Source organism: Leptospira perolatii (assembly GCF_002811875.1).
GTDB classification, from domain to species: domain Bacteria; phylum Spirochaetota; class Leptospiria; order Leptospirales; family Leptospiraceae; genus Leptospira_B; species Leptospira_B perolatii.
In genome coordinates, this window is sequence record NZ_NPDZ01000001.1 from 688,539 (window position 1) to 701,518 (window position 12,980).

General features: G+C 41.4%; 11 protein-coding genes. 4 read left to right on the top strand and 7 right to left on the bottom strand.

Features of this window, described 5'->3' with window-relative positions:
• Positions 1–7 precede the first annotated feature (7 nt).
• From CH373_RS03250 to CH373_RS03260, 3 genes are read right to left on the bottom strand one after another with little or no spacing between them, the layout of a single operon-like run.
• Positions 8–1,000: an aminoglycoside phosphotransferase family protein gene (locus CH373_RS03250; RefSeq protein WP_100712502.1), complete on the bottom strand. Its 993-nt coding sequence runs from the start codon at positions 998–1,000 to the stop codon at positions 8–10.
• An 8-nt stretch (positions 1,001–1,008) separates the two neighbouring features.
• Positions 1,009–2,523: a hybrid sensor histidine kinase/response regulator gene (locus CH373_RS03255; RefSeq protein ID WP_100712598.1), complete on the bottom strand. Its 1,515-nt coding sequence runs from the start codon at positions 2,521–2,523 to the stop codon at positions 1,009–1,011.
• Positions 2,524–2,534: 11 nt separating this feature from the next.
• Positions 2,535–4,886, bottom strand: a complete 2,352-nt coding sequence (locus CH373_RS03260; RefSeq protein WP_100712503.1) for an ATP-binding protein — start codon at positions 4,884–4,886, stop codon at positions 2,535–2,537.
• Positions 4,887–5,017: 131 nt separating this feature from the next.
• On the opposite strand from CH373_RS03260, the gene CH373_RS03265 reads away from it, so the two are divergent.
• Positions 5,018–5,896, top strand: coding sequence for an alpha/beta fold hydrolase (locus tag CH373_RS03265; RefSeq protein WP_100712504.1), 879 nt, complete (start codon positions 5,018–5,020; stop codon positions 5,894–5,896).
• Between the two features lie 278 nt (positions 5,897–6,174).
• Positions 6,175–6,819 (top strand): hypothetical protein, encoded by a 645-nt coding sequence (locus tag CH373_RS03270; RefSeq protein ID WP_243393226.1) that lies wholly within the window; start codon positions 6,175–6,177, stop codon positions 6,817–6,819.
• Here CH373_RS03270 and CH373_RS03275 read toward each other — a convergent pair.
• Genes CH373_RS03275 through ppk1 form a run of 4 tightly spaced genes read right to left on the bottom strand, consistent with a single transcriptional unit; the run spans position 6,757 to position 11,465 of the window.
• A complete protein-coding gene (locus CH373_RS03275) occupies positions 6,757–7,530 on the bottom strand; it encodes a lysophospholipid acyltransferase family protein (protein WP_207761424.1) in 774 nt (257 codons plus the stop codon). The genes CH373_RS03270 and CH373_RS03275 overlap by 63 nt on opposite strands.
• 1 nt (position 7,531) lies before the next feature.
• Entirely contained in the window at positions 7,532–7,903 is a 372-nt protein-coding gene (locus CH373_RS03280; RefSeq protein WP_243393227.1) for a transmembrane 220 family protein, read from the bottom strand.
• Positions 7,900–9,321, bottom strand: a complete 1,422-nt coding sequence (locus tag CH373_RS03285) for an FAD-binding oxidoreductase (RefSeq protein WP_100712507.1) — start codon at positions 9,319–9,321, stop codon at positions 7,900–7,902. The genes CH373_RS03280 and CH373_RS03285 overlap by 4 nt, the downstream gene beginning before the upstream one ends.
• Before the next feature lie 8 nt (positions 9,322–9,329).
• Positions 9,330–11,465: a polyphosphate kinase 1 gene (gene ppk1, locus CH373_RS03290; RefSeq protein WP_100712508.1), complete on the bottom strand. Its 2,136-nt coding sequence runs from the start codon at positions 11,463–11,465 to the stop codon at positions 9,330–9,332.
• Positions 11,466–11,662: 197 nt separating this feature from the next.
• On the opposite strand from ppk1, the gene CH373_RS03295 reads away from it, so the two are divergent.
• Both CH373_RS03295 and CH373_RS03300 read left to right on the top strand, forming a co-directional pair.
• Entirely contained in the window at positions 11,663–12,187 is a 525-nt protein-coding gene (locus CH373_RS03295) for a DinB family protein (RefSeq protein WP_100712509.1), read from the top strand.
• The gene (locus CH373_RS03300; RefSeq protein WP_100712510.1) at positions 12,184–12,975 is read left to right on the top strand and encodes a rhomboid family protein; all 792 of its coding nucleotides are present in this window, start codon (positions 12,184–12,186) and stop codon (positions 12,973–12,975) included. The genes CH373_RS03295 and CH373_RS03300 overlap by 4 nt, the downstream gene beginning before the upstream one ends.
• Positions 12,976–12,980: the final 5 nt, after the last annotated feature.

Here is a 12,980-nt window from a genome sequence, read left to right on the forward strand (position 1 = left end):
AACTGTTTCAGCTCTCTACCAAACTCATAAAGTCTTTGTCATTCATTAACTCCTTTCGAAGCAAATGAAAGAATACGAAAAGATGGTCAGGAAATAATCCTACCTGAACGATTTCGAGCAAATTTTCCAGGCAATTTAAAAGGCTGATTCTATACTTATCAAAACCTTTATCAGTAACCAGCATAAAGTAGGAACCTAACGCTTTGTAAGACCTTTGTAAGCATTGCAAATAAAAGCACTCTTTTGCTTTGGGAAGGTTAGGGTCAAGGAATCGTTGGAAATGCAAATACAATCCTTGGCGCATCGAAAATGGTATAGGACGGTACGCGTCGTAGAGAAGGCTAGCCAGATCGTAAAAAGGAGTTCCCATTCTTGCGTCCTGAAAATCGATCAAAGTAAGTTTTCCCTCATCGGATAAAAGTATATTTCTAGAATGGTAGTCTCGATGGCAAAAGACTTTGACCGGATATTGTCCCAGATACGCCGAGGCTTCTTCCATAAATATTTTTACTTCGGGCCTGAGGACGATTTCTATATTAAATCTCTTGGAGAACCGATCGAACGCAGAAAGAGTAAACTGATTTTCATAATTTAACTTTTCGTAATCGAACAATCTATTTATTACTGGCTCCTCTGGTTGGAGCTCCTGCATGCGAGCGATTGTCTGTATCAAGTCCATTAGATAATCACGATATTGCGAATCGTCGGAGACAGAAGTTAGGTCTTTTTCTCCGGCATCGGAAAGTAGCATTAAGTGATTCGATTCGTCTGTCTTAATGATTTGCGGTACAGATATGTGGTTTTTTTGGAGAAACTTGGAGACTTCCACATAGTCGTGCTGGTACTGCACATCCTTGCTTAAGATAAGTTTCCGTTTTGGATAATAAATTCTGAAGTAACGCCTAGCGGATGCTTCTGGAGTAAGCGCTTCAATTCTGTTCGGAACTTCGCCGTCCAGAGTGACAAATTTTTGTTCTATTTCTCCTAGTGAAAAAGACATCGCCGAGACTAGTTCGGCAGCTTATCCGGAAAGACCAAGCGGAATTCAGTTCCCTTGTCCAACTCTGAGTCGATTTCGATTCGGATTCCGAATAGATCGGCAATTTCCTTGGCGACAAACATCCCGAGTCCGGTTCCCTGCCCGGTTTTTTTCGTAGTAAAATAAGGCTGAAAGATTTTTTTCTGAACCTCTGGACTCATTCCGACACCGTTATCTTTGATTTTGAGTACGGGGTGATGGTTCCTTTCGGTTAAGGAAATCTGAATATTTCCTTTGTTCTGGGTAGCGTCCGCGGAGTTTAGAACGATATTTGATAGTAGCAGACTGAGTTGATCTGAATTTGAATAAACCTGAACCTTTTCCCTGGGTTTTTCGAAGGTTATTTCACAGTTTTTTAATCTAGATGCTTTTCTAAAAACTTCTATTACTGACTCGATTACTTCGTTTAGGTCTAGTACTTCCCTATCTTTTCCGATATCTCCCGGTTTTCCTAGCTGAAGTAGGTTGAAAGTAAGATTTTTCAGTTTAGTGATCTGGTTCCAGGTCACTTGAATAGCTTTATCCTTCAGGGCTTCATCTGAATCGGGTAATCTTGCTACTTCGATGAATCCTTGGATTGCAGTTAAGGCATTATTGATTTCGTGACCGATACTCGAGGCGATCGTTGTAAGGAAGGCTCTTCTTTCTGCATCAATCAATTTTTCTGAAATCAAAAGCTTTTGAGTAATGTCTCTTGCAATTCCAGTGTAGTAGGCCCTTCCTCCGATCATATAACGACAAACTGATATATCGAAAGTGCGGACCTCTCCTTTTTTATTCATGAGTTCCGCGTTATGTAATCTCGCGATCTGGCGGTCATGCTTTCTGGCGATCAGAGAATTTACTTTCTCAGTATAAGCTTCTCTCTTTGGCTCAGGTATTAGAATGGAAACATCTTGTCCGATGATCTCGTTCTCCCTGTAGTGAAAATGTCTGCAGGTGGATTCATTGACCCAGCGTATGATCAGAGATTCGTCCAAGGTGATAACGCAATCTCCAGTTGACTCCAGGATTAATGAATTTCTAAAATTTAAATCTTTAAACTGCTGAGCGAGATGAGTTTTCTCTCTTACAGTCTGCATGATCCTTCTGGATTTGCGGTCTTTATCTTCTTTTTCTTTTCTAGCATTTTCCAAAACGACGAGCAGGTTTTGTCGAGTGACTGGCTTGGAAATATAATCGAAAGCTCTTGTTCTTAAAGCTTCTTCCGCAGTTTCTAATTGCGGGTTACCGGTGATAAGAATCACTGGAATGTTTGAGTTGTATTTCTTAATTTCTTTTGTGACTTCGATTCCGTCTTTGCCACCCATTAGAATATCTGAAATCACGATATCTACTGAATTTTCGTGAACGATTCTCATCGCTGAATCGAAATCTTCCGCTACGAATACGGAATAGCCTTCTCTTGAGATTACGCGTTCGAGAGCAGTTCGTATTTCTGCTTCGTCATCTATTACAAGAACACTCGGTTGATCGGCAGCCATAATTTCCAATTTTATTGTACGAGTACTTTTCCTACGGGAATGCGGATTGTGATCTTGGTTCCGTAACCGGGATTTGTCTCCAGTTGAATCGTCCCACCATGATTTGCAACGATCCTTTGAGAGATGGTAAGCCCCAAACCTGTTCCTTGTCTTCCCCTTCTTGTAGTAAAAAGCGGAAGAAATGCTTTTTCTGCGACTTCGGAGTTCATGCCTGGACCATTATCCTGGATGGTAAAGCTGACAGTTTCTCCATTCAAATACAATTCCTTTCTTACCGAGACTTGAATAAAAGGGAATGCAGGTTTATGTTCCATCTCTGAAATCGCATTTACGGCATTTACTAGACAGTTAATCAGCACCTGTTCTATTTCCTGCCAAGCAACATAGATTTGAGGAAGTTCGGGACTAGTCGTCCTTTTTAATTCGATGCCTTGTTTTCTGCAACTGACCTCTATCAATTCGCAAGCCCTTAGTAGAATAAAATAGGGAGAAACTAATTCTTTCTTTTGAGGAGTGCTTCTTCCTAGATCTAGCAAACCCTTGATCAGATCTCTGATTCGAATTGCCGCGCCTTCGATTCGCTTGTATACTTTCTTTCGTTCTGCTGGATCAGGGTCTTCGTGATCCAAAAGATCTTCCAAATAAAGCAAGCTAGATTGAAGCGGATTGTTCACTTCATGAGCAATTCCGGCAGCAATTTCTCCGATCGATAAGAATTTTGCAGTCTCGTATAATTGACGATCCAAGAGCTTGGTTTGCGTCACATCGGAAAAGACGAGCATTGCAGCAATATGGTGTTCTTGGTATTTCTTAAGTGGTAGAAATTTTACAGAGAAAAAACTATCTTCGTCTCCTAACAGCGCCATAGAGAAATCTAAATACGTTGCTCTTTGGGTTCTCACGCATTCTCCCAATTTCTCGAGGATCCCTTTTTTCGTGTCTTCCGGAAATAGTTCGGGAAAAGGATCTCCCGGTTCCACATTTAAGAATTGAAATAAGTAAAATTTTAGAATGGGAGCTACTTCGAGCACTTTTCCGTCCGGAGCAAGTATTACGATTCCGTTATTCATTGATGCGAAGAGATTTCGCAATTTAAGCTCTGAGGCCCGAATCAGTTCTTCGTTCTTTTTTTGTTCGGTAATATCCAAGAGAAGTAATATAGTGCCGATTCTATTTCCATAATCATCCTTTAACGAAGAAGAAGCCAATAAAAAAGGAACTTGCTTTGCTCCGGAAAAAGAAAGTTTGATTTCGGCTCTAGATCCTAAAAGAATTTTATCCATTGCTTCTGGATCTAGATCTAAAAGATCTCTCACTTGGGAACCGGTGATTTCCTCTCGGTTCATGTGCAATAGTCCGGCGATATTTTTGTTCGCGTAAGTAATGAATCCTTCGTCATCCGTGGAAAGTAGAGGCACCTCTAGAGAATTGAGTAGAGCACTCTGGAACTGGAGCAATTTTGCGGTCTCTCTTTTTTGTCTCTCGATTCGGAGATTTTGAAGAGAAGACAATAAGTCCTCAAGAATTTCGTAATATAGATAATTCTCTCCGGAATCAAAGGACATGTTTTCTTTAGAAAGGATTTCTACGCCCCCGACGATTTTTCCCTCTTCCTTTACGATCAAACTTAAAGAACGTCTAAAATCGTGATCTCCAAGTTCCTCTTCCCATCTCGGAAAATTGCCGCTCCCGAATTCGTGTATAACAAACTGCTCCTTCTCGGAAATCAGGCTTCTGAGAGGGCAAGCGATAGATTTGTCGTTCCAGGCAGCTTCGATTTTTTCTCTCCACTTGGTGCTCAGATCAGATTGAGTCAGTACTTTTTCGGATCCGTCTTTTCTCACGTAAAAGCACCAGACCAGACTATAGTGAGGATTTTCCTTAAGAGTATCGCAGATTTTTTGAAACAGGGTCGATTCTGAATTCATTCGGATCGATCTCAGATTCAATTTTAATAAGCGAAGTGTTCTTAGTATACTTTGAAGATAGTAGAGTCTTAGTTCCGCTTCGCGCAGTTCTGACCTGCGGTAGATATGAAAGATTAAAGGCGAGTTTTGGACTCCACCTAAGGTGTTGATCGCAAATTCTGCGAGCAGCTTTGTGCCGTCTTTTCTTCTCAGATTCCATAGGAGGGAAATGCCGAGTTCCTCCGGACCAGGAGATATATCAAGAATTCTCTCCGGTCTGGAAAGTAGATGGTGGAGCGATAGATTCTCCAGTTCTTCCTTAGAATATCCCAAAATTTGTCGAGCTGTGGGATTTGATTTTAGAATTCTATAAGTATGAGGTTCTAGTGCGAGCATACCTTCGTGAGAAGGAAAAAACGCAGTCTCCAGAATTTGAAGGAGGTCCTTATTCTGCATGAATCGGAGAGATTTTTTCTTCTCTCTTGTATATGTCGATACTTATTCAAAACGCGCAGGTCCTTTCAAAAATTGGTACGTTCTCCGATTCTTAGATGATCTGCCTCAAGCTTCTAGTTAGATGTGCAAATATGAAGCAGATCTACCAACTATTTCTCTGGAAGTATACAAGGCAGAAAATTAGATTTATGGAGAAGGAGTTGGGCTTCCATAAGTTTTTTCACGATCTAGGTGGCCATAAGATCTTCTATTTAAAACGATCGTCCAACTCAAATGCAGCTAAACGTAAAACTCTGTTCTTGATTCCCGGTCTTTTAGATTCGGCCTCCGGATTTCGGAAACTATGTCCGACTCTTCGCAAGGATTATGACTTGTATCTCGTGGATGTTCCCGGATTCGGTTGGAGCAAATTGCCCGCAGTTCGTTATCTCTACCAAGTGGATATTTTTGCCCATTTAGTATACTCACTGATCCGGTCTTTGGATTTAAAAGATGTAGTTCTGGGAGGGCACTCGATGGGCGCACTTATCGCAATGCATATTGCATTAAGAGATAAGGAAGTGGAAGAACGGATTCAAAAATTAGTACTGTTAGCGCCTGGAGGAATTCCACATCCAAGACGAGACGAGATGAGGGCTCTCTTGTTTCCTCAAACCTCCAAAGAGATCGAGAAATTACTGGCAGCGCTTTATTATGAATCTGCTCCTAGTTTGGGCGGCTTTGCCAAGAAGGCATTACTATCAGTCTGGAATAATACAGCTCACCATTATCTGACAATTAATACACTAGACAGAGAGAAAGAGATATTTCCAGGGAAAAGATTATCCGACATCAAATTAAAAACTCTCATTATTTCCGGAGAAGACGATCCGATTACGGAACCGAAAATGATTCGAAAGCTTTCATCGTATTTAAAGAAAAGTAAGATATCCTGGATCAAAGGAGCAAAGCACGCTCTTCATGTGGAAAAGGCAAGTGAAGTCTCCGAGATTATGAATCAGTGGTTGTAATGATTCTAAATTAAGAATTGTTGATTTTTGCAGCACAAGTTGTTTTGCGAAGCATAGAATTTTTTGCTCAGAGTTTGGATTCGGTTAAATAACATTTAAAATATTTTCAGTATTAATAAACGAATTACGTGCAAAATATTTAACGCTCGATTGTAGTCATGTAAATCAATCGTTGTATCTAAGGATACGTCCTTAGGTATAAAAGTTAAGTTTGGAACAAGTTCCTAGGAATCGTGCTTTTCCCTTTGTTTATATAAGGTTATGATATGGATATGTCTATGAACATGGAGACCAATCGTCGTGAAACCGATTGGTCTGAAGCAGTCGGAAAACTGGCGCAAGTAGTTAATACCTATCAACATATTGGAACCACTGCAGATCAGGTATTTATCGCTAGTGAATCACTATGGGCGAATTGGGGAGATTTTAATCCGACGGGGCCGGATTGGCTGCAGGGATTCGAAGAAGCGATGGACGAAGTTGAGATGCGTTATGCAGCCGAATCGTTTCTAAAAGTAAGAAGTCTGTTAAAAGAAAGGTATGATCTTATCTCCGAGAGTTTTAATTCCGGAGACGATATGGTTCTTGGTGAGTTGATTTTAGAGCTCGCGGACGGAATTTATAGTCTGATCGAAGGACCGGAAACTCCGGACAAAACTTCGGATTCAATCGTAATCGAAGGAGAAAAGCTTTTAGAAACTTTGCTCGAAGCCAACGGTCTGATGTTCCCGCAAGACGAAGATCTTCAGTCGATCGATCTGAACTTGATTTCGGATCCTGGTGAAAGAGAAATATTAAGAGAACTGATTAGTTCTTTTGAAGCAATCACGGATCCTAATGAAAGATCCTACGGAGAAACTTTATATCTGTTGCTTTCTAGAATTTTTATCGTTCACTGGAGTTTCTACAGATCCAAGTTTTGACGCATTTCGATGCATTCGCATTTCCTTGTGCAACCTGACTTCTTCTCTTAAATCTTCTGCCTCTGGAAAAGATATACCGGAATGGGAAAGCATAAACGTTTCCAGTTTCTTTCTCCATTTTTCCGTATCTTTCTCACCCTTTAGCTTCGGCACGTAAAACGGTTCAGAAAATTTGAATGTAACTTTTGCGAAAGGTTTTGGAATTCGGACCCTGTCCCAGCTTTTCAAAGTCCAGTACCGATCTATCTGAGCGGTATAGGAAATGATTGGATACCCGGTCAAGGAACCTAAGGTTACGACTCCTAATTTTAGTTCGAGCGCTGGACCCGTTGGACCATCCGGTGTAATCAAAGAAACGCTGCCAGACATGGCTTCCTTGACCAGCGCTTTCAATCCTGCAGCTCCTCCTCGTTTACTCGAACCTCTTTTTGTATGTATTTTAAAAGAATCTAATATTTTGACCAACATCTCCGCGTCTTCGGATTGAGAGGCAAGCGGTACAATTTTCAGTTTGAACTTTTTTTGGAGGGAATATGCGATCACATAGATCATCGTAAAGATCTCGTAATGCCACAACGCTACAAGAAAGCCCTTGCGGGCCTTAAGAAACTCTGCGGTCTTTTGTGGCGGATCTTCCAATTTCCAGCGAATGGAAAAATAAATGAGTTTCAAAAGATAATATACGATTCGGGTGATCAAATAGGATTTCACTTCAATTTCCCTTTTTCGTTTTTGCTAGGAGGGGATAGATCAAGCACCAAATCGAGCTTAAGGTCAGTCCTAGACTTTCTCGGAATGTTTCCGAATCAAAGTCTGCGATCGGATTGACCAAAAATGTTGTTATCCCCCAAGCCAAAAAAACTGCTGCTAAAGATAAGGAAAATATTCTGAGCCTGCGTTCCCATACAGGCGATCGGAATAGCGAAACCCAGGAAGAGGCATATAAAAACGAAACGCTGAGATAAGCAGGCATCCAAAGATAAGGATCCGGATCGTTATACTGCAAAGCGGCGAATACGATCCAACTCAGTACGGTGAATCCTTTGAAAAATTCTTTCGGCATGGCAGCAAGTCGAAGACTCAAGGAAGTATTTTACCCGGATTTAATATGTTTTTTGGATCTAGAGACTGTTTAATCTTTCGCATGATTTCTATTTCTGCGCTGGATCTAGAAAAATGCAAAAATTCTTTTTTCAAAAGTCCGATTCCGTGTTCTGCACTAATAGATCCGTGGTGCTTTTGCAAAAGTGCAAACATGTGAGGATCCACTTCCTTGCATTTAGCAAAGAAGTCCTTATCTGCAAGATTGGAAGGCTTTATCATGTTCAAGTGTAGATTTCCGTCTCCGATATGTCCGAACAACGCGACTTCAAAATCAGGATACTCTTTTCCCAATAAGGCCATCAGGTCTTCCAAAAACGGATTCATGTTTCTAAGAGGAAGAGAGATATCGTTTTTGTGAACCGTATAATCCAACGAAATAGATTCGCTAATTCCTTCGCGATACTTCCAGAATGTTTCGGCCTGTCTGGAATTTTGCGCTAGGCTTCCATCGGTTACGTATCCTTTCTCAAGGATCGTTTCCAGGAATCCGAAGAGTTTTTCCTCGTCGGAAGTTTCCCCAATTTCAAATTCCATTAAAACATAATAAGGACTAGACTCCGAAAATGGATCAGGAACGTGCAAGTGATCTATTACCTTATCCAGGCAATACCTGGTCAGAAATTCGAAGGCAAGTAGAGGGACCCGAACATTGTGAGTTTCTTTAAATAATTCTAATATAGAAGGATAATCCGGAACCGCAGTAAATAGAACCCTGTGGTCCAAAGGTTTTTTGGTTAATTTCAGAGTGCATTCGGTGATAATGCCGAGTGTACCTTCGGAGCCGATAAACAGTTGTTTAAGATCGTATCCTGTATTGTTCTTTAGAATTTCACCGTTGAATTCCAAAATTTCTCCGGTTCCGGTGACCACGGTAAGACCTAGAACCCATTGGCGAATCAGACCATAATGGACTACGCGAACTCCGCCGGCATTGGTTGCTATATTTCCTCCGATATGAGAAGACCCAGTTGCTGAAAAATCCACTGGAAAATAAAACCCGCGTTCTTCTACTTCCTTATGCAAGTTCTTTGTGATCATTCCTGCCTGGACTTTGATGGAAGCAAAGAAAGGATCAAAGTCCAGAACTTGATCCATTTTGGAAAGGGATACAACAATCTCCCTCTCTTTTGCTACGGCTCCTCCTGCGTATCCGGTTCTTCCTCCGGAAGGAACTACTTTCATATCAGTTTCATAAGCAAATTTTAATATTTCCGAAACTTCTTTGGTGTTTCTAGGAAAAGCCAGGATATCGAAATCAGGAGAATATGTTTTTGTACGATCCAATCCGTAGGAAAGGAAGGTCGCCGAGTCCATTTTATCTTCGTCTCGAAAGAATACTTTTTCTTCTCCGAGTATTGATTTTAAGCGAGTCCGTTTTTCTTCCGTCAAGTTGCTCATCGTTCAGGTTATTCCGCAAAGTTCATTCTTTCGATTTGAGAGTCCACTGCTTTGTCGTCCGGAGTACGGACTTTCTTCATGTACTGTCCGTTCGGGTGCAAAAATCTCGCCTTTACATTATCCCTCAGCTGGACGTCTAAAATTTTCTTAATTCTGTCTTTGTTCTTGGCATCCAAAATGGGAAACAGGACTTCGATCCTTCTTTCAAAATTTCTAGGCATACAATCCGCAGAAGCTAGGAAAATACTTTCTTCGCCTCCGGATTCAAAGAAGTAGATTCTGGTATGTTCCAAAAATCTGCCTACGATGGATTGCACGGTGATATTTTCCGAAATTCCGGGCAGGCCTGGTTTGAGACAACAGATTCCTCTGATGATCAATTCTACTTTTACACCCGCCTGACTCGCGTTATACATTGCGAGAATCAGATGCGGATCCACTAAACTGTTCATCTTGAAAATAATTCTAGCAGGTTTGCCAGCCTTTGCATTCTCAGTTTCGTTTTCGATCAGACCTAAAAATACTGACTTTAGATTGTGTGGAGAAGCTGCCAGTTTGTGCAGCCTAGGCATTTTTGCGTAGCTAGTGATCGTATTAAAGATTGTTGATACGTCTTCGGCGATTTCCTTATTCACCGTAAAAAAGCTCAGGTCAGTGTAGTACTTAGAAGTCGTAGAATTGTAGTTTCCAGTTCCGAGGTGAACATAGCGCATGAGGTGCTCCTCTTCTTTGCGCACAATCAACAGCATCTTGCAGTGGATTTTTAGTCCGACGACTCCGTACACCACGTGAACTCCGCGTTCTTCCAGTTTCTGGGCCCATTTGATGTTTCTTTCTTCGTCAAATCTTGCTTTGAGTTCGACGAGCACTGTCACTTGCTTTCCGTTTTCTGCTGCCTGACCTAAATATTGGATGATCGGAGAATCCCCGCTTGTTCTATATAAGGTCATTTTGATTCCTAGAACTTTCGGATCTTCGCTAGCATTTTGTAGGAGGTCCTCTATCGGAGCAAAAGATTGGTAAGGGTGATGCAAAAGTCGGTCTTTCTTTTTGATCGCTTCAAAGATCTTCTCCGGAGAATCATACTTCAAAGTGAGCTTTTGCTGAAAGAAAGGATATTTGAACTTGGAAGTATGTTCCAGTCCGTAAAAGAACATCGTATCGTTCAGATTCAGCAGAGAAGGAACAGGAAATATTTCGTGATCCTGTAATTCCAACAGATCCTTAAGAGTGCTTTTTACGAAAGGAGAAGTTCCCTCGTAAATATCCATTCTGACAGCGTCTCCCCAAATCCGATTTCGAATCTCCTTTTTCATGGTGATCAGAAGGTCTTTGACTGAAGCTTCTTCATCGATAGAAATGTCTGCATCTCGAATGATTCTGAAAGGATAAATTTCTTTTACCGCCATTCCGTAGAAAAGATCGTCTACATGCAGTTTGATGATTTCTTCTAAAGGAAAGAATCTTCTCTGTTTTCCTTCTGAAGGTAATTGCAAAAATCGAGGAAGCACCGAAGGAACTTGCACGACCGCAAAGAGATCTTTTTTCATACCAGTCTTTTCATCATCCGTGCTTAGAATGATGGCCAGATTCAAGGATCGATTTAGAATATGAGGAAACGGGTGAGCAGGGTCAATCGCCAAAGGAGTCAAAATCGGAGAAACATCTTCTGTGTAGTATTGGCGGATGTACTCTATTTCAGATTTATTTAATTCTTTTGGATTTTGAATCAGATGGATTCCGTTTTCTTTGAGCTGGTCTAGAGTCAAAGAAAGTATCCTGTATTGTTCTACTACAAAGTCGCCCACCTTCTTGGAAATCTCTCCGAGGATCTCTGACGCTCTTTGGCCGTTTAGACTTTTTTCGTCGTTTCCTTCTTGGAGCATATTTCTAAGTCCAGCGACGCGGACCATATAAAACTCGTCTAGATTGCTTTCAGTAATGCAGAGAAATTTCAGTCGCTCTAGGAGTGGATTTTCCAGGTCTCTCGCTTCTTCCAAGACGCGAGTGTTGAAGTCCAACCAAGAGAGTTCCCGATCGAAAAAAATATCAGGATTTCCGAGATGAATAGGGCCCAGGGATCCGTTTGCGGGAGCTGGAACTGCCGGTAAGGCCGACTCGACTGTTTTCGTTTTCGGGGGCACTGTAGATTCCTTCTTTCTTCTTGGTTTAGAATTGCTAGGCGGAGTGTCAAGCTGCCTGAAAATTCCGGAAACCCTGGAAAAGAGCTAGATTCCATGATCTCTTACTTTTTTGACGGTATCAGGATGTGCATTTTCCTCCGAATCTTAGGGAAAAGGAAAACGATTGACCAGGTCCTAAGACACAGGAGACCTGAACCATGATCGATTTGGAATACTGCAAAGCAATGGCGAGTTATAACCGCTGGCAGAATGAATCCTTATTGGCAAATTGTTCCAAATTGGAAGAAGAAGAGCTAAGACGAGATCGAGGACTCTTTTTTAAGTCTATTTTCGGAACTTGGAATCATTTACTATTTATCGATTATGTCTGGATGGATCGGTTTTTTCAAAGACCACTTCGGTTTTCGGATCCGAAACAATCGATTTTTTCAAATCTGGGAGATCTGCAGGAAAAAAGGGGACTCTTGGATCTGGAAATTCTTTCCTGGTCCAAATATCTGGATGCAGATTGGTTGTCGAATGATCTTAGATTTCAGAGCGTTATGTACAACAAGGAGATGATTCTTCCTTGTTGGCTTGCAGTGACTCAGTTCTTCAACCACCAAACCCACCATAGAAGTCAAATTTCTACTGCACTGTTCCAGGCTGGAGTTGACTACGGAGTTACCGATATCCCTGCCATTCCGGAAGCATATAAAGAAAAGGAGAATGTCAATCTTTGAAACGGGCATTTTATAATTTTGTAAACAAATATGCGGTGGAGAATTTGGCCGGATATTTTGTGGTATTGACCGGAGTCATCAGCGCGTACAGCCTTTGGAGAGAACCAGGTTTTGCACAAATCAATGCAATGACGGTCGGAAAGGGGGATTGGCTCAGCGTACTATTTTATATTTTTCGCGTAGATTCTTCTTTTTTCGGCAACCCTTGGCTTGGTCTGATTTTATATCTCTACTTCTTCTTTTTCTTAGGAAGGATGCTAGAGGAAGACTTGGGAGTTCCAAAGTTCAATCTGTATATTTTGGTCGGAATCCTGCAAACTACGTTAGGTGCAATTGCTTCCGTTTATTATCCGTTAGCCATAGACGAGAGTCTATTTTATTCTAGCGTGTTTCTTGCTGTCGCTTATCGATATCCGGAATACCAAATTTATATACTCCTGGTATTTCCCATCCGCATCAAGTGGCTTGGGCTTTTGTCCGCGGCGATTCTTTTGATCTCTAGAATTTATTCCGTTAGTGTACTCGGTTCCTTTTTACCTTTCTTGGGAATGATCCTGGGGCTTTCTAACCTGCTCTTGTTCTACGGAAGAGATTTCGTTTTGGATCTGCGGGGAAACATGCGAAAGCAAGTTAGAATGACCAAGTACGAAGGGAGTTCCGCGATTCACAGATGCACAATTTGTGGAATCACTGAAAACGAAAACAGACAAATGGACTTTCGATATTGTGTGGAATGCGGTGATCACGAATACTGTTCTGATCATCTTTCCAATCACGAGCATATCTGATCTTA

What these genes read in the sequence shown, in the direction of transcription:
- CH373_RS03260 (WP_100712503.1), bottom strand. Translation starts at nt 4,886, where the DNA reads ATGCAGAATAAGGACCTCCTTCAAATTCTGGAGACTGCGTTTTTTCCT.
- CH373_RS03265 (WP_100712504.1), top strand. Translation starts at nt 5,018, where the DNA reads ATGAAGCAGATCTACCAACTATTTCTCTGGAAGTATACAAGGCAGAAA.
- CH373_RS03295 (WP_100712509.1), top strand. Translation starts at nt 11,663, where the DNA reads ATGATCGATTTGGAATACTGCAAAGCAATGGCGAGTTATAACCGCTGG.
- CH373_RS03270 (WP_243393226.1), top strand. Translation starts at nt 6,175, where the DNA reads ATGAACATGGAGACCAATCGTCGTGAAACCGATTGGTCTGAAGCAGTC.
- CH373_RS03250 (WP_100712502.1), bottom strand. Translation starts at nt 1,000, where the DNA reads ATGTCTTTTTCACTAGGAGAAATAGAACAAAAATTTGTCACTCTGGAC.
- CH373_RS03255 (WP_100712598.1), bottom strand. Translation starts at nt 2,523, where the DNA reads ATGGCTGCCGATCAACCGAGTGTTCTTGTAATAGATGACGAAGCAGAA.
- CH373_RS03285 (WP_100712507.1), bottom strand. Translation starts at nt 9,321, where the DNA reads ATGAGCAACTTGACGGAAGAAAAACGGACTCGCTTAAAATCAATACTC.